This is a genomic window from Amycolatopsis sp. NPDC049252 (assembly GCF_043197175.1).
Taxonomy (GTDB): domain Bacteria; phylum Actinomycetota; class Actinomycetes; order Mycobacteriales; family Pseudonocardiaceae; genus Amycolatopsis.
The window spans coordinates 96199-120114 of sequence record NZ_JBICSQ010000005.1 but is presented as its reverse complement, the minus strand read 5'-3'; the positions used below and the strand labels follow the sequence as shown (position 1 = coordinate 120114).

The 23916-nt window shown below is 71.0% G+C and carries 22 protein-coding genes; 12 read left to right on the top strand and 10 right to left on the bottom strand.

Features of this window, described 5'->3' with window-relative positions; all coding sequences use genetic code 11:
• Positions 1-14: 14 nt before the first annotated feature.
• Positions 15-617, bottom strand: a complete 603-nt coding sequence (locus tag ACGFMK_RS10415) for a GNAT family N-acetyltransferase (RefSeq protein WP_392760305.1) — start codon at positions 615-617, stop codon at positions 15-17.
• Positions 618-731: 114 nt separating this feature from the next.
• Here ACGFMK_RS10415 and ACGFMK_RS10410 point away from each other — a divergent pair, with 114 nt between their 5' ends.
• Both ACGFMK_RS10410 and ACGFMK_RS10405 read left to right on the top strand, forming a co-directional pair.
• Positions 732-1229 (top strand): phosphoribosyltransferase, encoded by a 498-nt coding sequence (locus ACGFMK_RS10410; RefSeq protein ID WP_392760303.1) that lies wholly within the window; start codon positions 732-734, stop codon positions 1227-1229.
• Positions 1226-1948, top strand: coding sequence for an oxidoreductase (locus ACGFMK_RS10405; protein WP_392760301.1), 723 nt, complete (start codon positions 1226-1228; stop codon positions 1946-1948). Before ACGFMK_RS10410 ends, ACGFMK_RS10405 begins: the two co-directional genes overlap by 4 nt.
• Here ACGFMK_RS10405 and ACGFMK_RS10400 read toward each other — a convergent pair.
• A complete protein-coding gene (locus tag ACGFMK_RS10400; protein WP_328612913.1) occupies positions 1945-2250 on the bottom strand; it encodes a helix-turn-helix domain-containing protein in 306 nt (101 codons plus the stop codon). The two genes, ACGFMK_RS10405 and ACGFMK_RS10400, sit on opposite strands and share 4 nt — an antisense overlap.
• A 61-nt stretch (positions 2251-2311) precedes the next feature.
• On the opposite strand from ACGFMK_RS10400, the gene ACGFMK_RS10395 reads away from it, so the two are divergent.
• A complete protein-coding gene (locus ACGFMK_RS10395; protein WP_392760299.1) occupies positions 2312-3514 on the top strand; it encodes an MFS transporter in 1203 nt (400 codons plus the stop codon).
• On the opposite strand, the gene ACGFMK_RS10390 is transcribed toward ACGFMK_RS10395, so the two are convergent.
• From ACGFMK_RS10390 to ACGFMK_RS10360, 7 genes are all read right to left on the bottom strand, one after another.
• Complete coding sequence (locus ACGFMK_RS10390; RefSeq protein WP_392760297.1) at positions 3441-4529, bottom strand: HoxN/HupN/NixA family nickel/cobalt transporter; 1089 nt, start codon at positions 4527-4529, stop codon at positions 3441-3443. The two genes, ACGFMK_RS10395 and ACGFMK_RS10390, sit on opposite strands and share 74 nt — an antisense overlap.
• Before the next feature lie 62 nt (positions 4530-4591).
• On the bottom strand, positions 4592-5521 hold the full coding sequence (locus ACGFMK_RS10385) for an N-acetylmuramic acid 6-phosphate etherase (protein WP_392760295.1): 930 nt from the start codon (positions 5519-5521) through the stop codon (positions 4592-4594).
• A 23-nt stretch (positions 5522-5544) separates the two neighbouring features.
• Positions 5545-6546 (bottom strand): MurR/RpiR family transcriptional regulator, encoded by a 1002-nt coding sequence (locus ACGFMK_RS10380; RefSeq protein WP_392760294.1) that lies wholly within the window; start codon positions 6544-6546, stop codon positions 5545-5547.
• Positions 6547-6757: 211 nt separating this feature from the next.
• Positions 6758-8488 (bottom strand): serine hydrolase, encoded by a 1731-nt coding sequence (locus ACGFMK_RS10375; RefSeq protein WP_392760539.1) that lies wholly within the window; start codon positions 8486-8488, stop codon positions 6758-6760.
• Between the two features lie 47 nt (positions 8489-8535).
• Positions 8536-9810 (bottom strand): exo-beta-N-acetylmuramidase NamZ domain-containing protein, encoded by a 1275-nt coding sequence (locus tag ACGFMK_RS10370; protein WP_392760293.1) that lies wholly within the window; start codon positions 9808-9810, stop codon positions 8536-8538.
• Positions 9807-11564, bottom strand: coding sequence for a glycoside hydrolase family 3 protein (locus tag ACGFMK_RS10365; RefSeq protein WP_392760536.1), 1758 nt, complete (start codon positions 11562-11564; stop codon positions 9807-9809). Before ACGFMK_RS10365 ends, ACGFMK_RS10370 begins: the two co-directional genes overlap by 4 nt.
• A gap of 697 nt (positions 11565-12261) precedes the next feature.
• On the bottom strand, positions 12262-13092 hold the full coding sequence (locus tag ACGFMK_RS10360) for an HAD family hydrolase (protein ID WP_392760291.1): 831 nt from the start codon (positions 13090-13092) through the stop codon (positions 12262-12264).
• Positions 13093-13645: 553 nt separating this feature from the next.
• On the opposite strand from ACGFMK_RS10360, the gene ssd reads away from it, so the two are divergent.
• The 9 genes from ssd (at position 13646) to ACGFMK_RS10315 (ending at position 20365) form a co-directional block, all read left to right on the top strand.
• Positions 13646-14719, top strand: a complete 1074-nt coding sequence (ssd, locus tag ACGFMK_RS10355) for a septum site-determining protein Ssd (protein ID WP_392760289.1) — start codon at positions 13646-13648, stop codon at positions 14717-14719.
• Positions 14716-14877 carry a hypothetical protein gene (locus ACGFMK_RS10350; RefSeq protein ID WP_392760287.1) on the top strand — a complete coding sequence of 54 codons (162 nt, stop codon included), beginning with the start codon at positions 14716-14718 and terminating at the stop codon, positions 14875-14877. The genes ssd and ACGFMK_RS10350 overlap by 4 nt, the downstream gene beginning before the upstream one ends.
• On the top strand, positions 14874-16025 hold the full coding sequence (locus tag ACGFMK_RS10345) for a TadA family conjugal transfer-associated ATPase (protein ID WP_392760285.1): 1152 nt from the start codon (positions 14874-14876) through the stop codon (positions 16023-16025). The genes ACGFMK_RS10350 and ACGFMK_RS10345 overlap by 4 nt, the downstream gene beginning before the upstream one ends.
• A 46-nt stretch (positions 16026-16071) precedes the next feature.
• A complete protein-coding gene (locus tag ACGFMK_RS10340; RefSeq protein WP_392760284.1) occupies positions 16072-16839 on the top strand; it encodes a type II secretion system F family protein in 768 nt (255 codons plus the stop codon).
• Positions 16840-17110: 271 nt separating this feature from the next.
• Entirely contained in the window at positions 17111-17836 is a 726-nt protein-coding gene (locus tag ACGFMK_RS10335; protein ID WP_392760282.1) for a type II secretion system F family protein, read from the top strand.
• A gap of 23 nt (positions 17837-17859) precedes the next feature.
• Positions 17860-18027, top strand: a complete 168-nt coding sequence (locus ACGFMK_RS10330) for a DUF4244 domain-containing protein (protein ID WP_392760280.1) — start codon at positions 17860-17862, stop codon at positions 18025-18027.
• Positions 18024-18383, top strand: a complete 360-nt coding sequence (locus tag ACGFMK_RS10325; RefSeq protein ID WP_392760278.1) for a TadE family type IV pilus minor pilin — start codon at positions 18024-18026, stop codon at positions 18381-18383. Before ACGFMK_RS10330 ends, ACGFMK_RS10325 begins: the two co-directional genes overlap by 4 nt.
• Positions 18370-19221, top strand: coding sequence for an Rv3654c family TadE-like protein (locus ACGFMK_RS10320; RefSeq protein WP_392760276.1), 852 nt, complete (start codon positions 18370-18372; stop codon positions 19219-19221). The genes ACGFMK_RS10325 and ACGFMK_RS10320 overlap by 14 nt, the downstream gene beginning before the upstream one ends.
• Before the next feature lie 526 nt (positions 19222-19747).
• Complete coding sequence (locus tag ACGFMK_RS10315; RefSeq protein WP_392760274.1) at positions 19748-20365, top strand: bifunctional DNA primase/polymerase; 618 nt, start codon at positions 19748-19750, stop codon at positions 20363-20365.
• Between the two features lie 82 nt (positions 20366-20447).
• Here ACGFMK_RS10315 and ACGFMK_RS10310 read toward each other — a convergent pair whose 3' ends face one another.
• Positions 20448-23636, bottom strand: a complete 3189-nt coding sequence (locus ACGFMK_RS10310) for a DEAD/DEAH box helicase (RefSeq protein ID WP_392760533.1) — start codon at positions 23634-23636, stop codon at positions 20448-20450.
• Between the last annotated feature and the right edge of the window lie 280 nt (positions 23637-23916).

The window sequence follows — 23916 nt, the reverse complement described above, 5'->3', positions numbered from 1 at the left end:
GTTGCCCCGGGGTTTCACCGAGGCAGGCGAGCCCCGGTGACTAAGCGTTCGTTCAGGCGGGCCTTCGCGGCCGGCCACTCCGGCGCGAGCATCGAGTAGGTGACGGTGTCGCGCGAGGACCCGTCCGGCCGGATCCGGTGCGCGCGCAGGACGCCTTCACGAAGCGCGCCAAGTCGCTCGATGGCGCGTTGTGAGCGCAGGTTGCGGATGTCGGTCTCCCACGCGACCCGTTGTGCCCCAAGGGTTTCGAACGCGTGCGTGAGCAGCAGCAGTTTCGACTCGGTGTTCAGCCCGGTGCGCTGCCAGTCCGCGCCGATCCAGGTGTGCCCGATCGAGAGGATCCGGTGCTGCTCGACGACCTGGTAGTACGACGTCGTCCCGGCGACCCGGCCGGAGGTGGCGTCGATCTGCGCGAAGGGCCGCCGGGCGAGGTCGGCCAGCGCGTCCGAGATCATCCGTTCGGCGGCCGGGACGTCCACGGGCTGCCGGACGCTGAGCCACGCCCAGATGCCCGGGTCGGCGCCAGCCTCCAGCAGGCCCTTGGCGTGGCCGGGCGTCAACGGCTCCAGGCGGACGTGCTCGCCGGACAGGGTCGGTCGGGTGCTCCAGTCGCTCACGTGATCACCTTAAGCACGGTTATTGGCTGTTCCTGATAGCCAATATTCGAGCGTTTCCGCAGGCCACTTCGGCGTTGCCTATGCTCGACCGACCACGACGGAAGGGCGAGATCGATGGCCGAAGAGCGGGAAGAGCTGAGCTGGGAGCTGTTCGGCACGGCAAGCCGTGAACTGGCTCACACCATCGCCGAAGACGGCTTCGCGCCCGACCTCATCCTCTCCATCGCCCGCGGCGGCCTGTTCGTCGCCGGCGCGCTCGGGTACGCGCTCGACGTGAAGAACCTGCACGTGATGAACGTCGAGTTCTACACCGGCGTCGACCAGCGCCTCGACCTGCCGGTGATGCTGCCGCCGGTGCCGAACGCCGTCGACCTCACCAGCAAGAAGGTGCTGATCGCGGACGACGTCGCCGACACCGGCGCCACCCTCAAGCTCGTCCGCGACTACTGCCTCGACCACGTCGCCGAGGTGCGCTCGGCCGTCGTCTACGAGAAGCCGCGTTCGACGGTCAAGTGCGAGTACGCCTGGCGCCGCACCGACAAGTGGATCAACTTCCCGTGGTCGGTGCTGCCGCCCGTGGTCAAGCGCGAAGGACAGGTTCTCGACGCATGAGTGACCCGCTGAAGCCCCTGCTCGACCTCGAAGGCGTGGCGGCGGCGGCGAAGTCCGCGCAGGACGCCGTGTTCGCGGTGCACCGCCTCCCGGCGAACCTGCGCGGCGGCGCGGCGACCGCGGCCGAAGCCTCGGTCCGCGCGGCGCGGGCGTCGGCGGGGATCGAGGGCACCAACCCGGAACTGCCGGCCGACGGCGGGGTCACGGACCCGGTGCTGGCCGGGGCGTTGCGTGTCGCGGAGACGTTGGAGTCGCTGCTGCCGACGTGGCGCCGCGCGCCGATGCAGGCGTTGGCACGCATGCACGTTCTCGCCGCGGCGGACCTCGTGTCGGACCCGGATGCGTTGGGACGCCCGCATTCCGGCGGTGGCCGGCTGGAGATGCTGGCGCAGCTGGTGACCGGGGCGACGTCCGTGCCGGGGCCGGTCCTGACGGCCGTCGTGCACGGGGAACTGTTGGCCCTCAAGCCTTTCGGCAGCGCGGACGGCGTCGTCGCGCGGGCCGCGGCCCGGCTGACGATGGTCGCGACGGGCCTGGACCCGAAGGCGCTCAGCATCCCCGAGGTCGCGTTCTTCCGCCGCGTGCCGCGTTATCTCGAAGCGGCACAAGGATTTGCGAGCGGGACGCCGGAGGGCGTACGCGCGTGGCTGCTCTTCAACTGCGAAGCGTTCGAAGCCGGTGCGCGTGAAGCGAAGAGCATCTCGGACGCGGCTTCCTAAGCCAGCACGGCGTCCAGCAGGCCGGGGAACCGTGCCTGCAGGTCGTCACGCCGTAGTTCGACCCAGCGCCGGCGTCCGTCGACGAACGTCGTCGTCAACCCGGCTTCGCGCAGCACGCGCCAGTGGTGCGACAGCGTCGCCGCCGTGATGTCGACGTCGTACGCCTCGAGCGAGCAGCTTCGCGGCTCCGTCACCGTCGACAGCTCACGGATGACCTCCAGGCGCACCGGATCGGCGAGTGCCTGCAGCACCGTCACGATCTCGATCGCTTCGCGCGCCGGCTGAGGCAGCGTCCGGGCCACCGTGGCCTCCCAACAGTTGGATCGTTTGACAACGATCGAAGTATAGCTCCATCATGACCGTATGACGATTCGACGATCATCTAATGATCGGCTGGGGATCCTGCTCGTCCTCGCGGTGGGCACGTTCACCGTCGGCACCGACGGGTTCGTGCTCAACGGCCTGCTGCCGGTCATCGCCGCCGACCTGCACGTGACGGAGTCCGTCGCGGGGCAGCTCACCACCGTCTTCGCCCTGACGTACGCGGTCGCGTCGCCGCTCATCGCCGCGTTCACCGGCACCTGGGACCGCCGGTGGGTGCTGGCCGGCGGCATGGCCCTGTTCACCGTCGGCATGGCCGGGCAGGCGCTCGGGACGTCGTTCGCGGTGGTCGCCGCGGCCCGGCTGCTCGCCGCCGTCGGCGCGGCCGCGTTCCAATCCAACGCCTACGTCCTCGCCGGCGCGCTCTCGTCCGAAGAACGGCGTGGGCGGGCGCTGTCGACGGTCGCCGCCGGGATGAGCGTGTCGATGGTGCTCGGCGTCCCGATCGGCGTGCTCGCCGGGAACTGGTTCGGCTGGCGTGCGGTGATGTGGGGGATCGGCGTGGTCGCGGTGGTCGTCGCGGCGCTGATCCCGCTCATCCCCGAGGTCCGTGTGCCCGCGGCCGGGCTGCGCGAACGCCTCGCCGTCGTCGTGCGGCCGGCCGTCGCCCGCGTCCTGGTGGTGACGGTCTTCGGCACGCTCGCCGCGTTCACCGTGTTCGTCTACCTGCCGGTGCTGGTCGCACCGGTCGCGAGCGGCGCCGTGCTGTCGTGGGTGCTCGTCGGGTTCGGGCTCGGCCAGCTCGCCGGGACGACGCTCACCGGCCGCGCCACCGACCGGCTCGGCCCGGCGCGGGTCCTCGCGTTCTCGCTGACGGGCACCGCGGTCGTGCTCGCGGTCGTGGACGTCGCCGTGCTGTCCCTGCCCGGGGCGCTGCTGTTCGCGGTGCTGGCCGGGGCGTTCGGCGGGCTGCTCATGGTGCCGCAGCAGCACCGGCTGTTCACGATCGCGCCGGACGTCCCGACCGTCGCGCTGGGCGTGAACGGCTCGGCGATCTACGTCGGCGGTGCGCTCGGCTCGGTGCTCGGCGGCGTCGTCCTCGCCGAAGCGGGCCCGGCGTGGGTTGGCCCGGCCGGCGCGCTCGCCGCACTGGCCGCGCTAGCGCTGTGCGTCAACCCAGCTTCGCGGACCACTTCTCCTCGATCCGCCCGAACCGCCACACCGCCAGTGCGATCACCCAGGTGAGCACGAACAACCCGACGATCCCGAACCCGACGTAGTCCAGGTCGACCGACGCGATCGCGGCCAGCGGCCCGGACGTGATGTCCAGCTTCTCGGCGAGGATCGACACCAGCTCGATCGTGCCGATCAGCAGCGCGACGGCGACCGACAGCGCCGTCACCGTGAGGTTGTAGAAGATCTTGCGCACCGGCTTCGCGAACGCCCAGCCGTAGGCGAAGTTCATGAAACAGCCGTCCACGGTGTCGAACAGGCTCATCCCGGCGGCGAACAGGATCGGCAGCACGAGGATCGCGTACCAGGGCAGGGCGAACGTCGCGGCGCCCGCGGCCAGCACGAGCAGGCCGACCTCCGTCGCGGTGTCGAAGCCCAGGCCGAACAGCAGGCCGACCGGGTAGATGTGCCACGGCTTGCGCACGGCCTTCGTCGCCCCGCGCAGCAGCCGGTTCAGCACGCCCCGGTTGTCCAGCTGGTGTTCCAGCGCGGCCTCGTCGAACTCGCCGCGGCGCATCCGCTTGAAGACGCGCAGAATGCCGACGAGCACCACGAGGTTCAGGATCGCGATCACGTACAGGAACACGCCGGACACCGACGTCCCGATGAGGCCGGTGGTCTTGTGCAGCGCCGACCCGTTGTCCTGGACCTGCCCGGCCAGCGCCCGGACACCGAGGGAGAGCAGCAGGCACAGCACGAAGACGATCGTCGAGTGCCCGAGGGAGAACCAGAAGCCGACCGACAGCGGCCGCTGGCCGTCGGCCATCAGCTTGCGGGTCGTGTTGTCGATCGCCGCGATGTGGTCGGCGTCGAACGCGTGCCGCATGCCGAGCGTGAACGCCGTGACGCCCAGCCCGATGCCGAACACGCCGGACGTCCCCAACGCGTAGTGCTGGGGTGCGACGAAAGCCGCCAGCACCACCCAGCCCACGACGTTCAGCAACAGGATGAAACCGGCCATCCCGCCCACGGACACCCATTCACGGCGTGAAAGCCGTGACCCGGTCGCCCCGATCGTGCCCGTCATGGCCCACCCGCCTTCCCTCTCATCTGAGAGGTTAGGCAGGTGAACAGATGAAGGGCAATGTCTTAGCTGGCGCGTGCCCTCACGAGGTCCAGCGCCTTGCGGACGTGTCCGCCGGACGTGTGGAGCGCCTTCGCCGCGCTCGTGACGTCCGCCCCGGACAGCAGGTGCACCAGCGCCACCTTGAGGTCGCCCCCGGCCTCGGTGAGCGCGTCCGAGCAGTCCGCCATCGTCATGCCGGTGGCTTCCTGCAGGATGCGGATGGTCCGGCCGCGCAGCTTCGCGTTGGTGGCCCGCATGCTGACCATCAGGTTGGAGTAGGTCCGGCCGAGCTTGATCATCGTCGCCGTCGAGAACGACGTGAGGATCATCTTCTGCGCCGTGCCCGCCTTCATCCGGGTCGAGCCGGCGATCGCTTCCGGCCCGGTGTCGACGGCGATGAGCACGTCGACCCCGGCGGGCTTGGCCGCCTTCGCGTTGCCCGACACGAGGCCGGTGTGGGCGCCCTGGCGCTGTGCGGCGAGCAGCGCGCCCAAGACGTACGGCGTCCTGCCCGACGCCGTCAGCCCCAGCACGAAGTCACCCGGCTGAACCATGGCGGCCATCTCGGCCGCGCCGGCCCCGTCGTCGTCCTCCGCGTTTTCGACGGCCTGGCGCAGGGCGCGCTCGCCGCCGGCGTGGTGCGCGATGAACCAGTCACCCGGCACGTTGAACGTCGGCACCAGTTCGGCCGCGTCCAGCGTGGCGAGACGACCCGACGTCCCCGCGCCGACGTAGTGCACCCGGCCGCCCGACCGCAGGGCGTCCACCGCGTAGTCCACCGCGCGCGCCACCTCCGGCAGCACGGCGGCGACCGCACCGGGGACCGTGCGGTCCTCGGCGTTGATCGCGCCCAGGATCCCCGCGGTGGACATCAGGTCGATGTCCGTGGTGCGGGGATTGCGGGTCTCGGTCGGCGAATCGACGTGCACCGCCTGCATGGGGACGGTCATCATGCGCCTCACATTTTCTCCGGTCATTACTTGCCGGTTTCCCGCGGACGGCGACGACCGTCCGGCCTCACTCCCAGGCGGTGCGAGCCGACCGCGTCCCTGGTGGCGTCCAGGGCGTTGACCGACGCGTCCATGTGCCGCTGCGCGACGCCGATGAACAGGCAGTCGATGACGGTGAGCTGGGCGATGCGGCTCGCCGTGGCTCCCGAACGGAACGTGGTTTCCCGGGCGGCCGTGGTCAAAACGTAGTCGGCCACCTCGGTGATCGGGGAGCGCGGGAAGTTCGTCACGGCGACGGTGATCGCGCCGTGTTCCCGGGCTACCCGCAGCGCCTCGACGGTGTCGGTGGTCGCGCCGGTGTGCGAGACGCCGATCGCGACGTCACCGGGGCTCAGCACCGCGGCCGAGGTGAGCATGATGTGCGTGTCCGACCACGAGAAGCACACGCGGCCGATGCGGTGCAGCTTCTGCTGCAGGTCCGCGGCGACGAACGCGCTGGCGCCCACGCCGTAGACGTCCGCGCGGCCGGCGCCGGCGAGGACCTCGATGACGCGCTGCAGCGTCGCGACGTCGAGCTGCTCGGCCGTCTCTTCCACGGCGCGCGCGTCGGCGAAGCTGACCTTGCTGATGACCGCGGCCAGGTCGTCCTCGGGGCCGATCTCGCCGCCGAGGTTGCGCGAGCTGCGCGCCTCGGTGCGGGCGGTGTCCGCGGCCAGCGCGATGCGCAGCTGCGGGTACCCGCCGACGCCGACGGCCTTGCAGAACCGCGTCACCGTGGTCTCGCTCGTGTTGGCGGCCAGGGCCACCTCGGTGATGCTGCGTCTCGCGACCTGCGCGGGATCCTCCAGCACCACCTTGGCCACGCGCTGCTCGGCGCGGGCCAGGCCGGGGAGCAGGGACCGGATCCGGACCAGCGGACTGGCGTCGGCCTCCCGCACGGCCGCCTGGACCGGTACAGGTTCGGACGGTGCCGCTCCGACTACGGATTCGGTATCAGTCACCGTCGGAAAGTTACTAACCGTTGGCATTTGCGACAAGGCTACCCACACCCTTCGGTACGATCGCAACCCGTCCGTGTCTGCGGATCTCGATTTGCGATTAATCGTTGACCAGAAAGTCGCCAACAGGGTCGACCTTGTTAACGAGGTCAAGCTAACGACTTGGCAACTTAGTGTCGCGACGCAAACGGCTTGGTACCGCTCAGCGGTACATGGTTGTCGGCGTTCGGCGACCGACTGGTCACCGTGCGCTCAACTGGAAACCTTCGGCGGTGAAACCAGACGGTTCTCGCTCACCGTCGAGGAGTGATCGGCCGCGTTCGGTGACTTTCACACCGTCGACCGAAACACCGCGGCCCGTGTAGTTCGGATCGGTGCTGTAACGCCACCTGAGGCTGACCGCGGCCCCCTGGGGCAGGGCGGCCGTCACCTTCCACCAGGCACGGTGCCCGTGTCCGGAGAGCGACGTCACATCTCCGGACGGTGCACCCGGCCCGGATACCGATAGCACGATCGGTTGCCAGTTCACCCCGTCGGTGCTGGTCTGCAGCTGTAGTGGATCGGTGCTTCCCTCGGTGTCCACGAAGGCATAGAAGGACACGCGCGCTTGATCACTATGCGTGGTAATTGGGCGCGTACTCAGCGTCGCGACGCTGGCGTTACCCAGCGTGCTCGTCCAGGCGTCCTTCCCGGCGGCCGGTTTCACGGCCATGGCCCGCGCCAGCGACGTCGCCCACACCTGGCGGGCGGTGTTGATCGAGCCCCAGGTGCGGCTCGGGTGCACCCGGTTCGTCAGCAGGATCGCGAACGAGCGCGACTCCGGGTCGATGACCAGCGTCGTTCCGGTGAAACCGGTGTGCCCGGCGGTGACCGGCGAGGCCAGCGCACCCATGTACCAGGGCTGGTCGAGCTCGAAGCCGAGGCCGTGCGAGTCGTCCGGGAACTGCTGGTTGTAGTTCGTGAGCATCAGACGCACGGTGTCCGCGCCCAGGATCCGGTGACCGCGGTAGGTGCCGCCGTTGAGGATCGTCTGGGCCAGCGTGGCCATGTCGCCAGCGGTGCTGAACACCCCGGCGTGCCCGGCGACGCCGCCGAGCGACCACGCGTTCTCGTCGTGCACGCTGCCGCGCACCATCCCGCGCGGCGGGTTCGCCTCGAACTCCGTGGCGGCGATCCGGTTCAGCTTCGACGCGGGCGGGTTGTAACCGGTGTCGGTCATGCCCAGCGGCGCGGTGATCCGGTCGTGCACCACCTTGTCCAGCGTCGTCCCGGTCAGCTTCTCGACGATGAAGCCGAGGGTGAGCAGGTTGATGTCGGAGTAGAGGTACGTCGTGCCCGGCTTGTTCTTGAGCGGGCTGTCGAGCACGGCCTGGCGGCGCGACGGGATGTCCGGGTAGCCGGCCCACAGCGACGGGATCGGGTCGGCGTCGAACCCGGAGACGTGCGTGAGCAGCATCTTGATCGTGATGGCGGCCTTGTCGCCGGTCGCGAACTCCGGGAAGAAGCGGCTCACCGGGGTGTCGACGGTCAGCTGCCCGCGCTCGATGAGCTGCAGCACGGCGATCGACGTGAACAGCTTCGAGATCGACGCCATGTCGAAGATGGTGTCGCCCCGCATCGGGACCTGCTGGTCGGCGGGCAGTTCGGTGCCCGCGGCGTCGGCGTACCGCACGGCGCCGCCGACCGCGTACCGGTCGACGACCACTCCCTCGTGCGCGAGCAGCCCGACCGCGCCGGAGAAGTGCGGGTGCCCGGTGGCGTCGGGCTTCGTCCAGCTCGCCAGGAAGTCCTCGGCCGACTTGATTGGCGCCGGGTCGAGGTTGACGTCCTTCGGTGGCCCGTCGCGCAGGGTCGTCCACGACGGGGCGAACCCCTGCTGCGGCCGGTCGAACCGGCCGGCGTCAGCGTGGCGTCCGGCGGGGGTGGCGATGGCACTGGCTCCCGAGGTCAACGTGGTCAGCGCGACCAGCACTCCGGTGGCCGCGGCGATGACCTTCCTAGCACGCACGACTCTTCCTCTCAGCGGTAGAGCAGGTGACGACGACGTCTGCGGTCGAACTCGGCCAGCTCGGCCCGCCAGGCGCCGGTGACCTCGTCGACGCCCGCCCCGGCGTCGACCATCGTCCGGAGCCGGTCGGACCCGGAGAGCTTGTCGATGTAGTTGTCGGGACGCCAGGCGAACCTGTCCGGGTGCAGCGCCTTGGCCGTGACGAGCATGGCGACCGCCGTCCGGATCGCGTCGAAGGCCCGCGGGTCGGTGACGCTCACCTGGACGCCGCCGCAGGTCTCGTTCACGAACTTGCTGAACGTCGGCACGAAATAGATCTCCCGGAACTTCGCGCCGGGCAGGCGGAGTTCCTCGAGCTTCTCGCGCCAGCGCCAGTCGAGCCCCGGCGCGCCGATGATCTCGAACGGCCGGGTCGTCCCGCGGCCCTCGGAGAACACGGTGCCTTCGAACATGCCGGTGCCGGGGTAGACGAGCGCGGTGTCCGGCGTCGGCATGTTCGGGCTCGGCAGGACCCAGTTCAGCCCGGTCTGCGCGAACTGGACGTCACGCTGCCAGCCGCGGACCTGGACGACCTCGAGCTTGGCGAGCTTCACGCCTTCACCCGGCAGGAACTCCTCGGCGAAGTAGCGCGCGAGCTCGCCGACGGTCATGCCGTGCTGCTGGGCGATCGGCTTCTTCCCGATCCCGGACGCGAACTTCGGGTCGAGCACCGGCCCGGCCAGCCGGCCGCCGATCGGATTCGGGCGGTCCAGGACGACGACGGCGACGCCGGTCCGGGCCGCGGCCACCATCGCCGTGTAGAGCGACCAGATGTAGGTGTAGAAGCGCGCGCCGACGTCCGCGATGTCGAACACGAGGGTGTCGATGCCCGCCTTGGTGAACAGCGAAGCGAGCTTCGTCGCGTCGGCGCCGTACGCGTCGTACACCGGCACGCCGGTGCGCGGGTCCGTGTAGTCGCCTTCCGAACCGCCGGCCTGCGCGCTGCCACGGAAGCCGTGTTCGGGCCCGAAGGCCGCGGCGGGCTTGACGCCGGCCGCGACCATCGAGTCGACGATGTGGTCCCCGTTCAGCAGGACGCCGGTCGGGTTCGACAGCACGCCGAGCTTGCGGCCCTTGAAGGCCTGCCAGCCCTGGGCGGCCAGCTGCTCCGCGCCGGTCAGCACCCGTCCGTGGGTCTGCGTCTGCTCGGGTTGTTCCGGCTGTGCCCGAGCCGAACCTCCCGCCAGGACCGGGACCGCGAGGGCGCCCGCGCTCGCGCCGAGGAAGCGGCGCCGGTTCAGGTTCACCAGGTGAGCCCGTGGCCGAACGGGTACTTCACGGTCTGCAGGTCGGCGCCCGCCGGGATGTCGACCGGCAGCTTCCCGACCGGCTTCGTCTCACCGAGGATGACCTTGGTGAGCGCCTCCAGCGTCGGGTTGATGTAGCCGTAGGTCGCCAGCCAGGTCGGCACGGCGTTCGCGTAACCCGCGTCGTACGGGATCTGCGCGGCGACCGCTACGACCGGTTTGCCGGTGTTCTGCAGAGCCTGGAGAAGCTTGGTCTGCAGCGGGAAACCGCCGATGTTGTTGGTCAGCACGACCACGAGGTCGACGTTCTTGGCGCTCGCGGCCGCCTGCGTGATCTGGGCGTCCGTGGGGGCCTGCCCGGTCTGGTAGGCGGTCGCCGCTGTGCCGTGCGCGGTGAGCTTCTGTGCGAGCGCCGCCGTCGTGGAGACACCCCAGCCGGTCACGAGCGCCGTCGCCGGCTTCTGCTTGAGCGGCAGCACACCGGCGTCGTTCGCGATGGCGGTGATGCCGCGGTCGGCGATGTCCTGCGCGGTCTTGAGGCTGGCCGGCGTGCCGACCGTCTTCATCACCCGGTTCGCGTCGACGAACGGCGAGAACAGGATGCCGCGCTTGAACTTCAGCTTCAGCACGCGCAGCACGCTCTGGTCGATCCGCCGCATCGACAGCTCGCCCGTCTTCACGGCGTTGATCACCGAGTTGATCGCGACGTCCAGGTGGACCGGCATGAGCAGCTGGTCGATGCCCGCCTTGAGCGCGAGCACCGGGATCTCGGCGTCGCTGTGCATTTCCCGAACACCCTGCATTTCCAGTGAGTCGGTGATGACCACGCCGTTGTAACCGAGTTCGTTGCGCAGCTTGCCGGTGATGATCGGCTGCGACAGCGTCGCCGGCTCGAGCGACGGGTCGAGGCTCGGGAACTGGATGTGCGCGCTCATGATCGAGTCGATGCCCGCCGCGATCGCGGCCTTGAACGGCGGCACGTCGATGTCGCGCCACTGCTGCTCGGTCCGGTCGATCCGGGGCAGGCCGGTGTGGCTGTCGGTGGCCGCGTCACCGTGGCCGGGGAAGTGCTTGGCGGTCGCCGCGACGGTCTTCGTCGGGAAGTCCGAGTTCTGGTAACCCTTCACCTCGGCCGTGACGAACTGGCTCGCGAGGCCGGGCTGCCCGGCGAAGGAGCGGACGCCGATGACCGGGTTCGCCGGGTTCGAGTTGACGTCCGAATCGGGCGCGAAGTCCTGGTTGATGCCGACCGCGCGCAGCTCGTGGCCGAGAATCGTCGCGGCCTTCGTCGCCCGGCTCGTGTCACGCCCGGCCGAGACGGCCATCGAGTTCGGGAACTCCGTGGCGGGCGCGCCCATCCGGGTGACCGTGCCACCCTCCTGGTCGGCGCCGATCTGCAGCGGGATGTGCGCCCCGCTCGCGACGGCGGCCTTCTGGAGGCCGTTGGACAGCTTCGCGACCTGGACGGGGTCGTCGAAGTTGTCGCGGGTGTCGTTGTTGAAGTAGATGACGCCGCCGAGGTGGTACTTCTGGATCACCTGCGCCGGGGTGTCGACGCCGAAGTCGGTCTGGTTCTTCGGGTTGACCTCGTCCGCGGACTTGCCGTTCACCCAGGTGACGAACAGCTGCCCGACCTTCTGCTCGAGCGACAGGCCGCGCAGCGCCTGCGTCGCCGCGGCGTCCGCCTGCGCGTCCGCGCTCACCGCCGGTGCGCTCGCCGCGGTCGCGACACCCACACCGGTGAGGGCGAGCAGCCCCGCGACGGGCAGCGCGAGCGCATGGAACCTCCGATTTCGGGTCGTCACGACCAGCCTCCCAGAAAGTTGCGGGCGCCCGGTTGACGTGAGAAGTCCACTCGGAGGCGCCAATATCGGGAAGCTACTCACCGAAAACATCGATGTCCATCGACCGACCGCAGCAACGGTCGAGTTGGTACCCGGATCGGTAGGAAATTCGCCGTTCGCAAGATGCGGCTCACCCGAACGGACTGGTGGGAAGGCAACTCGAACGCGCAGCGTGCGCTCGTGGGGGCCCTATCCACATGACGAGGCGGCGCCCGTGGCCAAAGGCCAACGGGCGCCGCCTGCAAAGCGCGAACATCTCGGGCGACCAAGCGTGCAACTCTGGTCGTACCTACATGGACTCGGCGTGTGGCGTCCCACTACGCAGTCCCTAGACGACGAGCCTCCCGCGGCGCGCTGCGCGTGGGTACCCGGAGTCCGCGCACGGAGGTTTGCCGGGGTGGAACAGGCTTCTCTTCTACCTGTTCCCTGGCCGACCGAACGTCCGCACCTACTTTCTACGCCGTGAGCCCGGTCACTTCAAGTGCGCGGATGGGTGCACCGGTACAGAGGCTGGATCGGGTGACACGGGCACCCTGCGCGACGGACAATTCGAGGCTGGGCCAAGCAAAGTGGAGGCCGTTCGGCCGTCTGGGTGGTCCGGCCGGGGCTAGCGGGACCGACGGCGACGGTTGAGGCCGTACCAGGTCGCCCCGGCGGCCACCGCGCCGACACCGAGCGCCACCATCCCCGCGGACCGGGTCGGGATCCGGCTGCGCAGCGACATGGGCCGGTCGAACGCGAGGATCGGCCAGCCGCGCTCGAGCGCCTCCTTCCGCAGCAGCTTGTCCGGGTTGACCGCGTGCGGGTGGCCGACGACCTCGAGCAGCGGGATGTCCGTGCTCGAGTCGGTGTAGGCGAAGCACTCGGCGAGGTCGTAGCCGTGGGTCGCCGCGAGCTGCTTCGCCGCGACAGCTTTGTTGGCGCCGTAGCAATAGAAATCGACTTCGCCGGAATAGCGGCCTTCGACGATCTGCATCCGGGTCGCCACGCTCCGGGTGGCGCCGAGCATTTCCGCGACCGGCGCGACGACCTCCTCGCCGGTCGCCGAGAGCACGATGACGTCGTGACCGTCTTCCCGGTGCTGCGCGATCAACTCGGTCGCCTCCGCGTACACGAGCGGGTCGACGACGTCGTGCAGGGTTTCGCGCACGATCGCCGAAACCTGGGCGACGTCCCAGCCGGTGCACAACGCGGAAACCTCGGCGCGCATCCGCTCGGTCTTGTTCTCGTCGGCGCCGGCGAGGGAGAACACCAGCTGCGCGTAGGCACTGCGCAACGCGGCGCGACGGTTGATCAACCCCTCTTTCAGCAATGGTTTGCTGAACGCCAGTGCGCTCGACGAAGCGATGATCGTCTTGTCCAGGTCGAAGAACGCGGCCACCGCGTGCTCCGGGCCCGGGTTCCGGATGCGCGACGGCGCGCTGATCGGTTCGGCCACGACACCAGGATAAGAGCTTGATCGCGACGCGTCCCGTTGATCCACCACGAGCGCGTCGTGTCGCCGGAAAATCCATGACAGGAAGGGACTTCCGGCGCGCGATGCCGTTACCGAACTGTGTGCCTCGCCCGTTGCGCAAACCGGCGTCCGGCGGAGTTACAGTGAGGGAGTCCGGTGTCCAACCGGGCCGGTTCAGTCCGACCCCCCGGGGCTGAACCCTTGGCGGCCCCCGTCCCTCCCCCCTGGCGGGGGCCGCCTTCTTAACCTTCCGCTTGCCTTTTCGCGAGCCGGGTTCCGAATCGCCGGACAGTTCTGTCGCGCCTTGCCGAATTCTTGAACGCGGTTCGGTGTGCCCATTGCCGCCGCGGGTGCGGCGCGATCTTGCCACACCCCACCGACAGAACCGGCGCACGAGCCGTTCCGCGGTGGCAGTTGTCCACAACACCCCGGTTGTCCACAGCTCGGCCCCCGGCCCGTTGTGCCCCCGCACCACCCGGCGCGACGGTGGAACCCGGGCCAGCCGAGGCCCGCACCGACGACGGGGGAGGAACACATGGCGGCGGAACGACCGCTCGTGGTCGCCACGGACGAAACCGTGCTCGACGAGATACTGCGCGTGGCCGCGGTGGCGGGCTGCGAGCTCGACCGGGCCCCGGACCTGACGGCGGCGGGCGGGCAGTGGGCCCGTGCGCCGCTGGTGGTCCTCGACGAGGAAACCGCGCTGCGGCCGCCCGGCCTGCCCCGTCGTGGCGGGATCCTCCTGGTCTGCAAAGGCGCTCCGGCGCCGAGGACCTGGGAGCACGCGTTCCGCGTCGGCGTCGAGCGCGTGATCTCGTTGCCGGAGGAGGAGACCGAGCTCGCGGGGGCGTTCGCGGACGTCGTCGAGACGCCGGCCGACGAGGCCGGTCTGGTGCTCGGCGTGGTCGGCGGCCGCGGCGGCGCGGGTGCGTCGGTCTTCGCGGCGACCCTCGCCCTGGCGGCCGACCGCGAACCCGGGGGCGCCCTGCTCGTCGACTGCGATCCCCTCGGTGGCGGCCTGGATCTGTTGCTCGGCTTGGAAAAGACACCCGGGCCGCGCTGGTCCGAGGTCCGGCTGAGCGGCCGGGTGTCGGTACCCGCGCTGGCCGCCGCGCTGCCCCAGCGCCGGCACCGGGGCGGCAGCTTGCCGGTGCTGGCGTGCGGCCGCGAAGGCGAGGGCCCGTCGGCGGAGTCGCTGTCGGCGGTCCTCTCCGCCGGCCGCCGAGCGGGACGCACGGTGGTCTGCGACCTGCCGCGCACCCTCGGCGACGCGGCGGCGGAAGCGGTCACGGTGGCCGACCTGGTGGTGCTCGTGGTGCCGGTGGAGTTTCGCGCGTGCATGGCGGCGAAGCAGGTCTTGCGGAGTCTGTCGGCGCTGACGGCCCGGCTGGGTGTGGTCGCGTGTGGACGGTCCCGGTCCGGCGTCTCGGCGGCCCGGACAGCGGGTCTTCTCGGCCCGCCGCTCCTGGCGGCGATGCCACCGGAGCGAGGTCTGCCGGGCGCGGTGGAGCGCGGCGAGTTCCCGGCCAAACCGGCGGGTCCCCTGTCCGCGGCCGCGGCGAACGTCTTGGCGGTAGCCCGCCGCGAAGCCCGGGCGGCAAGCCGATGACGCGCCCCGACGTCCTCCGCCGAGCGGGCGGCCCGACCCGGGTGGGTGACCTCCTGCTCCCGACGCTCCTCACTCTGGCGGGCCGGGACCGCGCCGGCGCCCAGCGTTTCCTGACCCGGCTCCGCACGCCGTCCCCGACCCCGGTGGTGAACCCGTGACGACCGACTTCGTGGACCGCGTCCGCAACCGCCTGGCCGGCGACCGCCGCCAAGCCGACCCGGTCGCCGTCGCGACCGCCGTGCGCGCCGAGGCGGCCGGCGCTCTCGGCCACGACGCGGTGCTGGACGCCGTCCGCCAGGCCCGCGACGAGTTCGTCGGCGCCGGCCCGCTGGCCCCGCTCCTCGACGACCCGGCCACCACCGACGTCCTCGTCACCGGCCCCGGCGAAGTCTGGACGGACGGTCCGCACGGCCTCACCCGCACCGAAATCCGCTTTCACGACGAGGAATCCGTCCGCCGCCTGGCCCAGCGTCTGGCCCTGGCCGCAGGACGTCGTCTCGACGACGCACAGCCCTATGTGGACGGCTGGCTGCCCGGATCCGGCCCGCACGGCCGCATCCGCGTGCACGCCGTCCTCCCACCGGTCGCGGCCAACGGCACCTGCCTTTCCCTGCGGGTCCTCCGCCCGGCGACGCACGGCCTCGCGACGTTGCGCGACCTGGGCGCGTTCGACGCGAGCGGTGCGAAGCTGCTGGAGAACGTCGTGTCGCGGCGCATGGCGTTCCTCGTCACCGGCGGCACCGGCGCGGGCAAGACCACGCTGCTGGCGGCGTTGCTCGGCGCGGTCGACCCGGGCGAGCGGATCGTCTGCGTCGAGGACGCGGGTGAGCTGCAGCCCTCGCACCCGCAGTTCGTCGGCCTGGTCTCCCGACCGGCCAATGTGGAGGGTGCGGGCGCGGTCGGCCTGCCCGAGCTGGTGCGCCAGGCCCTGCGGATGCGTCCCGACCGGCTGGTGGTCGGCGAGGTCCGCGGTGCCGAGGTCGGCGCGCTGCTCACCGCCCTGAACACCGGTCACGACGGCGGCGCCTGCACGCTCCACGCCAACTCCCCGGCCGAGGTGCCCGCGCGCATCGAGGCCCTGGCCGCACTCGGCGGCTTGGGCCGCGACGCCGTCCACAGCCAGCTCGTCGCGGCAATCCGCGTCGTGCTCCACATGCGACGCGAACCGGGCGGCCGACGACGTCTCGCCGAGGTCGGCGTGCTCCGCAGCGAACGCGGCCGCGCCCGCGTGGTGCCGGTGTGGCGCGCGGGCCGCTGGACGGTCGACCGCCACCTCTTCGTGACGACGGGAGCCCTCGCGTGCTGACTCTCTTTCCTGCCAACGCTTTCCCGTACCGCCGAAGGAGATCACGATGATCACCGCTTGGCTCCCGCTGTGCGTCGGCGCGGCTCTGGCGTGCTGGCCCGCGCCACCCGGCCGGCTGCAGACCGCGGTCGAACACCCGGCGGCGACGTCCCGCATCCGGCTGCCCGGGCTGTGGCCAGTCGTCCGCTGGCTGCTCCCTAGCGCGCTCGCCGGCCTGCTCGCCGGAATCGGCGGCGCCATCGCCGTCGGCGTGCTGACGCTGGCGTGGCGCCAGGAATGGCAAGCCCACCGCCGCGCGAACCGCGACCTCGCGATGGCCTCACAGACGGCGACCGCGTTACGGACGATGGTCGCCGAGCTACGAGCCGGAGCCCACCCGGTGACCGCGGCGGAAGCCGCCGCCGAAGTCGTCCCCGCCGTCTCGGCGGACCTGCGCGCGCTGGCGGCCGCAGCCCGGCTCGACGGCGAGCTGCGCGCACCGGCCATCCCGGAACTGGCCGCAGCGTGGACGTTGGGCAGGCGCTACGGCCTGCCGATGGCCGACGTCCTGAACGCCGCCCGCCGCGACGCCGAAGCAGCCCTGTCATACGCCCGCCGGATGCGCGCCAAACTGGCCGGCCCACGCTCGAGCGCCGCGGTGCTCACCGGCCTCCCGGTGCTGTGCGTGCTCCTCGGACAGGCGATGGGCGCGGCCCCGCTGTCCGTACTGATCGAAAGCACGCCAGGCCAACTCCTGCTGGTCATCGGCAGCGTCCTGCTCTGGGCAGGAACGGCCTGGTGCCGAGCCCTGACCGCCCAGGTACGACTCCGATGACCGCGGCCGCCCTGCTTGTTCGCCAGCGCGGTCTCCGTCTGAAGGGGAACGACCTGGTGCCGCCCCCTGAGCGATCGGGCCTGGCTCCGATAACCGCGGCCGCAGTGCTTCGCCGCGGTCTTCGTCTGGCCGGGCACTGCCCGGTGCCGGGCCCAGGGCGACCGGACGCGGCACAGGTGACCTCGGCCGCACTGCCGCTGCTCGGCGCCGCCCTCATCTGGGCAGCGAGAACCGGCCGGCGCCGCGCCCTGATCGGCCGGGTGCGACTCCGGTGACCGCGGCTGCCCTACTGCTGTTCGCCGGCGCAGTACTCATCTGGCCGGGCGACGCCACCGTGGCACGGCGGTTCGCCTGGCTGACGGCAAGCCGGCCACCTCCGCCGGCGCGCACCTGGCCCGGCGCGGTGCCACACGTAGCGGCCGCGCTGAGCGGCGTCTTGCTGGCCGTACTGATCGGCGGCGTGGCCGGGACGGTCGTCGGCGCGCTCGTGACGGCCGCCGGGTGGTGGGTGATCCGCCGTTCCCGTCGGCCACGGGCACCGTCGGCCGACATCGCCACCAGACTCCGGCTGGCCGGGACGCTCGACCTCTTGGCCGCCTGCCTGCGAGCGGGGCTCCCGGTACCGACAGCACTCGACGCCGTGTCCGGCGCCGCGCCCGCCGAGATGGCGACGGCGTTGCACTCGACCGCGGCGCTGCTGGCCCTCGGTTCTGAGCCGGGCGAGGCTTGGGCACCGGTGCAGGAGCTTCCCGGCCTCGGTGAACTGGCGGTCGCGGCGATCCGGACGTCCCGCTCGGGCGCCGCCTTCGCCATGGCCGCCGGCGACCTCGCCGAGCGGCTCCGGGAGGAACTGGCCACGGAGGCCGAGGAACGCGCCGAACGGGCCGGGGTGGCGCTCGCCCTGCCGGTCGGCCTGTGCTTCCTGCCCGCCTTCTTCTGCCTCGGCGTGCTGCCGGTCGTCCTCGGCCTGGCCGGACGTCTCGGCCCGCTCTTCTGACCACCCCATCGAAAGGAACTCCCATGCGCGTGCCCACCACCGGCGACGACGGCTCCACGACGGTCGAATACGCGATCGTCACGGTCGCGGTAGCGGCCTTCGCGGCCGTCCTCTACACCCTGCTCACCGGCGACTCGGTCGTCTCATGGCTGACGAGCCTGGTCATGAAGGCCCTGTCGGTCCCCTCATGAGCCGCCGCGACGACGGCTCGGTCACGGTGGAAGCGGCACTAGGCCTGGCCGGGCTCACGGTGGTGACGGTGCTGCTGCTAGCCGGCATGACGGTCCTGTCAGCCCAGCTCAGCTGTACAGACGCAGCCCGCGAGGCGGCGCGCCTGGTGGCCAGAGGCCAGCCCAATGAGGCCGAGGCGGCGTTCCACCAGATCGCCCCAAGGGGCGCAACGCTGGACGTCCAGCTCTCGGGCGGCGAAATCACGGTCAGCGTGGCAGCCCACCCAGCCGACGGCCTCCTCCCGGCAATCAACCTGAGGGCGACGGCCTACGCAATGGCGGAGCCAGGTACCGAGGCAGCCGATGCCCCAGGTTGACACGCAAGAGGCCCGCCGCCGAGCAGGTGCACCGACCACCCGGCCACAAGCCGAGGGGCGGTCGACGGCGGATAGCGGTGCGGCGACCGCCTGGGCACAAGACGAGCAGCGGCCGGCGGCAGGCAGCTGCGTGGCGGCTATCTGGACGGCGCCGACCGCTCAGACACAAGGCGGAAGGCGGCTGCCGGTGGGTAGAGGAGGAGTGCCCATCGGCATAGCGCCGAACACTCAGACAGAAGGAGGGCAACGGCTCGCGGCGGTCAGCGGAGCGGCGCCCAGCGCGCCAATGCCGACCGCTCGGATACAAAGCAGGGGGCGGCGCGCGGCGACCACCCGGACAGCACCGCCCGCCTGGACACAAGGCAGGCGCCGTCTTGAGACGAGCGGCAGAGCGGCGACAGTGGCGACTGCCCGGGCACAAGGCAGGCGCCGTCTCGGGACGAGCGGCAGAGCGGCGACAAAGCCGACTGCCTGGGCACCAGGCGGAGAGCGGCCGGCGGACAGTGGTGCGGCGACCATCTGGACCGCCATGGCCGTCGCTGCGGTGACCGGCGTCGCCGTGCTCGGGTTCTGGCTCGGGGCCCTGGTCGTTGCGCGGCATCACGTCGAATCGGCTGCCGATCTGGGTGCTCTCGCCGCGGCGTCGCACGCTTCGGACGGGCCGGACCGGGCCTGTGACCGTGCTCGGTGGGTGGCCGAGCGGATGGGCGTCACGCTCCTGACCTGCCGCTGGCAGCGGCTGGATGCCCTTGTCGAGGTCGAGGCACCGAGTTCGGGGTTCGCCGGGCTGCCCGGTCCGGCTGCCCACGCCAGGGCTGGTCCGGCCGGTCAGCCGTGACCGGCAGCCCGTTCTCAGCGAATGACGGTTCACCAACGCGGCCGAGGGGTACATCAACAACTCGCGACGCTGAACCACCGCTCGCCGCCGCTCGGGCTGACCTGCCGGTGCGGTCGACCGGCGGACGCCGACCGGTCGGTATGCGGGGGTGACCGGCTGCTCCCGACGATCGCGCGATGAGCGGCTGTTGGTCACGCGCAGCGGTCATTGATGCACGGTAAGCGGTCAAAACCGCGTCCCACCTGGGCTGATGGACGCCGTTCGGGCGGCCTCACGGGTCGTCCACGGGCAGGTGAGGACGGGTTTCGCACGACGAACGGTCCTTGTTCGCCTGCCGTTCACCGTCCATGGCGTACCGCTGGGTTCGGTCCGGCGGTAGGGACTACGAGGCGTTCATCGCCCAGTAACCACCGGTTGTCGCGTGGGGGTTCCGGGCAATGTGCAACTTGCCGTTAAGTGAGACGTGCGACACCACGGCAGGGTCTCGAGGGGTCGCGACGAACCAGACCTCACAGGCAGGAAAGACATGTTGGACGCGAATTGGCCGGACAGCTGGCGCGGCGCCTTCCGCATCGAACTGCGGGCGGAGGCGATCGGTCTCGCCTGGCGTGGCTGGCCGGTGCTGCCGGGCGTCAACCCCGCGCCGCTCACGGACGGCGACGACCTCACCTGGCGCCGTCCCGTCCCGGCCAGTGACAACTGGCGCGAGCAGATCGGCACCCACGCCCACGAGGTGGCCACCTGGTTCTCCGATCGCACGCACAGCCTGCTCGTCGCCACCGGCACCGTGCTCGACGCCATCGAGGTCGACGACGAACTCGGCAAGCGCGCCTGCCGTCTGCTCCGCGCCCTGGGTCACCCCGCCCCCATCATCGCGCTGCCGAACGGCCGCTGGCTCTTCCTCACCACCGTCGCCGACCACGTGCCGGCCGAGCTCGCCTCCCGCGCCTCGATCCAGTGGCACGGCAAGGACAGCTGGATCCCGCTGCCTCCTTCGCCGTTCCAGCACGGTGTTGTGCACTGGCGCGTCAAGCCCGAGGTCTGCGGCTGGCACCTGCCGGACGCCGCCGAAGTGCAGGACGTGCTCGTCCGTGCGCTGGCCGGCGCCGACGCCGCGCAGCTGGTTCACACCACTGCGGCCTGAGTCACCCGAACCGCCGCCCGGCCGGTCCCAGCCCGGCCGAGGCGGAGCAGGACACAACTCCATGGACCACTGTGTGGCTGTTCTAGGTGCTGTGTTGACGCAACGCCCCGAGCACGGTTCCCAGAACTGCCACCGCCCCCGCCTTGTCCAGCGGTTCGTTGCCGTTCCCGCACTTCGGCGACTGAACGCAGGACGGGCATCCCGTCGGGCACTCGCAGGAGACGATCGCCTCCCGCGTTGCGACCAGCCACGGGACAATCGCGGCATAACCGCGCTCGGCAAATCCCGCACCCCCGGGATGGCCGTCGTGCACGAACACCGTTGCCTCCCCGGTGTCTTCGTGCCACGCGGTACTCACCCCGCCGATGTCCCATCGGTCGCACGTAGCAAACAGCGGTAGCAGGCCGATCGCCGCGTGCTCGGCGGCATGCAGGGCACCGGGGACCCGTGCCGGAATCAATCCGGCACCCCCCGGTGCCCTGCCACCCTCGTGAACGGGCCCCCGACCGTTCGCCAGGGTCTCCTTCCCGGTCCCCACCGGCCCCGCAGATTCGGTCCCCACCCGATGGCCCCCGGTCCCCGCCTCGCCATCGGCCGAACCCGAATCCGCGGAACTCGCGGAATCGCCCGGCCCAGCCTGATCCGCGGCACTCGCGGAGCGGCTCGAACCTGCTGGAACTGCGGCACTGGGCCCAGTCAGGTCTGCAGCAGTCGCGGAGCGGCTCAAACCAGCTGGAACTGCGGCACTCGGCCCAGACAGTTCTGAGGCATTCGCGGAGCGGCTCGAACCAGCCGGAACCGTTGCACTCGGCCCAGTCAGTTCTGAGGCATTCGCGGAACGGCCCAAACCCGCCGGAACCGCGGAGCTCGCGGAACTGCTCGTCCCAGCCGGAGCCGCGGAACCGCTCGGAGCAGCCGAATCCGCGAGACCCGCGGAGCTGCTCGAACCTGCCAGCCCCGGATCCGTGGAGCCGTTCGGTCCAGCCGAGGCCGGATTCGTGGAACCGCTCGCGGCAGCCGGACCCGGAGCCGCAGGACCAGTTGGCCCCGAATCCGCGGATCCACTTGAGCCAGTCAGCCCAGAATCCGCAAGACCCGCGGAAGCGATCGGGCCTGTAAGCCGCGGAGCCGCTGAAGCGATCGGGCCTGTAGGCCCCGGAGCCGCAGAACCGCTCGGACCAGTCAGACCCGGATTCGCTGAATTCGCGGATCCGCCTGGGCCGGTAAGCTCCGATTCCCCTGAACTCGTGGATCCGGTCGGGCCAGCCGGAGCCGCGGAACCGCCCAGGCCGGTCATCTCCGGATCCGCGGAACTCGAAGTAACCCGAACCCCGGCCGAGCGCGCAAGACCGCTTGACCTCGCGCGCACCGCGTCGGTCCCCAGCAGCTCTGACGAGATCGTGTACCAGACCGCTCTCGTGTGCAGGCTCTGCTCCGGCAGGTCGAGCGGCGTGGAGTCCAGCACCTCACCCGACGGACGTCGCCGCAGGTAGCCGACTACCTGGGACGTCACCGCCACCTCGCCGAGGCAGACCGTCACGCCGCCGAAGTCCTGTTTCTCCAGCGTGCTCAGCACCGAGATGTCCACGATCTCTCGCGGTGTCGTCGTCCAGTCCGGGTTTTCCGCGTGGACCATCGCCAGCCCGGTCTCCAGGTCCAGCTCGTCGACGACGTACGACGACCCCTGGTGCAGGTAGACCGCGCCGGGGTGGACGGCGAAGCAGGCCGAGCCCGGGTCGACCGTTCCCAGCATCCGGCCGGAGTCCGACTCCACCACCGCGATCTGGTCGCCGCCAGTGCCGCGGATGCCGACGTCGGCGTGTGGGCGGTCGCGGGACGTCCAGTACCAGCCGCTCGAGCGGCGCCGCAGCAGCTTCTGGTCCGCCAGCTCGGCGAGCACCTCCAGCGCCGCGTCGCCACCGAACATCTCCAGCTCGGGCACGGTCAGCGGCAGCTCGGCGACGGCGCAGGCGAGCTGCGGCGCCAGCACGTACGGGTTCGCCGGGTCGAGGACCGCCGTCTCCACCGGCCGGTCGAGCAACGCCGCCGGGTGGTGCACCAGGTACGTGTCCAGCGGGTCGTCCCGCGCCACGAAAACCACCAGCGCCGAGTCGCCCGAACGGCCCGCGCGGCCGGCCTGCTGCCAGAACGACGCGAGGGTGCCCGGGTAGCCGGCCAGCACCACCGCGTCCAGGCCCGCGATGTCGACGCCCAGCTCGAGCGCGTTGGTCGTCGCGACGCCCAGCAGACGCCCCGACAGCAACGCCGCCTCGAGTGCTCGGCGCTCCTCTGGCAAGTAACCAGACCTATACGCCGCAACGGCTACCGACAACCGGGGGTCCACTTCGGACAGTATGCGACGCGCACCCAGCGCGGCCAGCTCCGCGCCGCGGCGCGAGCGGATGAAGGCCAGCGACCGCGCGCCCTCGACGACCAGGTCGGCGAGGATTCGCGACGCCTCCGCGCCGGCCGACCGCCGGACCGGCGCGCCGTTCTCGCCGGTCAGTTCGTCGAGCAGCGGCGGCTCCCACAACGCGACCGTCCGGGCGCCGCGTGGTGACGCGTCATCGGTGACCGCGACACACGGAACGCCGGTGAGCCGCGAAGCGAACGAAGCGGGCGAAGCCGTGGTCGCCGACGCGAGCACGAACACCGGCGAAGCGCCGTAGTGCTCGGCCACCCGCCGGAGCCGGCGCAGCAGCAGGGCCACGTGCGACCCGAAGACCCCGCGATAACTGTGGCACTCGTCGACGACCACGCAGCCGAGCCGCCGGAAGAACGGCGCCCACCGCCCGTGCGCCGAGAGGATCCCGCGGTGCAGCATGTCCGGGTTGGTGAAGACCCAGTTCGCGTGCGCGCGCACCCAGTCGCGTTCCACCATCGGCGTGTCCCCGTCGAACGACGCCGCCCGGACGCCCGGCACGTCCAAAGAGGACACCGACCGCAGCTGGTCGGCGCCCAGCGCCTTGGTCGGCGAGAGGTACAGCGCCGTCGTCTTCTCGCCCGCGGCGAGCCGCGACAACACCGGCAGCTGGTAAGCCAGCGACTTACCGGACGCCGTGCCGGTCGAAATCACCACGTGCCGGCCCTCGTACGCGTGCGAAGCAGCCTCGGCCTGGTGCGCCCACGGCGCCGGCACCCCGCAGTCACTCAGCGCGTTCACGACCGCCGGATCGGCCCACGACGGCCACGGCACGCACCGCGCCGCCCGGCCCGGCAGGTCCGCGACGTGCGTGATCGGGTCTTCGCGCGCCGGGATGCCCGCGGTCACCCGCCCCAGCAGCCGCCGCCCACGTGATTCGTCCACCCGCCGAGCTTGGCACAGGGGTCCGACAGTTCCGGCGCATGCCAACTGGGCCAACAGATCGGCAGCAGAGTGATCGATCAAGTGAGGAGGCTCACAAGGTAACGGAATGTACCGTCCCCGGGACGGCTTGTCGGGCCTGGTTGCAGTACCAATACACTCCCGCAATCCACACCCTCTGTGGTGAGCGTCATGTGAGACGTGCATTGCTGCCCGGCTAGCGTGTCGCTCGGTACAGGGTCCATGC

Bases quoted from the DNA above. Each gene is read 5' to 3' on its own strand.
- ACGFMK_RS10330 (WP_392760280.1), top strand. From the start codon at position 17,860: ATGCGCGTGCCCACCACCGGCGACGACGGCTCCACGACGGTCGAATAC.
- ACGFMK_RS10350 (WP_392760287.1), top strand. From the start codon at position 14,716: ATGACGCGCCCCGACGTCCTCCGCCGAGCGGGCGGCCCGACCCGGGTG.
- ACGFMK_RS10315 (WP_392760274.1), top strand. From the start codon at position 19,748: ATGTTGGACGCGAATTGGCCGGACAGCTGGCGCGGCGCCTTCCGCATC.
- ssd (WP_392760289.1), top strand. From the start codon at position 13,646: ATGGCGGCGGAACGACCGCTCGTGGTCGCCACGGACGAAACCGTGCTC.
- ACGFMK_RS10410 (WP_392760303.1), top strand. From the start codon at position 732: ATGGCCGAAGAGCGGGAAGAGCTGAGCTGGGAGCTGTTCGGCACGGCA.
- ACGFMK_RS10385 (WP_392760295.1), bottom strand. From the start codon at position 5,521: ATGATGACCGTCCCCATGCAGGCGGTGCACGTCGATTCGCCGACCGAG.
- ACGFMK_RS10380 (WP_392760294.1), bottom strand. From the start codon at position 6,546: ATGCCAACGGTTAGTAACTTTCCGACGGTGACTGATACCGAATCCGTA.
- ACGFMK_RS10390 (WP_392760297.1), bottom strand. From the start codon at position 4,529: ATGACGGGCACGATCGGGGCGACCGGGTCACGGCTTTCACGCCGTGAA.
- ACGFMK_RS10325 (WP_392760278.1), top strand. From the start codon at position 18,024: ATGAGCCGCCGCGACGACGGCTCGGTCACGGTGGAAGCGGCACTAGGC.
- ACGFMK_RS10320 (WP_392760276.1), top strand. From the start codon at position 18,370: ATGCCCCAGGTTGACACGCAAGAGGCCCGCCGCCGAGCAGGTGCACCG.
- ACGFMK_RS10395 (WP_392760299.1), top strand. From the start codon at position 2,312: ATGACGATTCGACGATCATCTAATGATCGGCTGGGGATCCTGCTCGTC.
- ACGFMK_RS10405 (WP_392760301.1), top strand. From the start codon at position 1,226: ATGAGTGACCCGCTGAAGCCCCTGCTCGACCTCGAAGGCGTGGCGGCG.
- ACGFMK_RS10340 (WP_392760284.1), top strand. From the start codon at position 16,072: ATGATCACCGCTTGGCTCCCGCTGTGCGTCGGCGCGGCTCTGGCGTGC.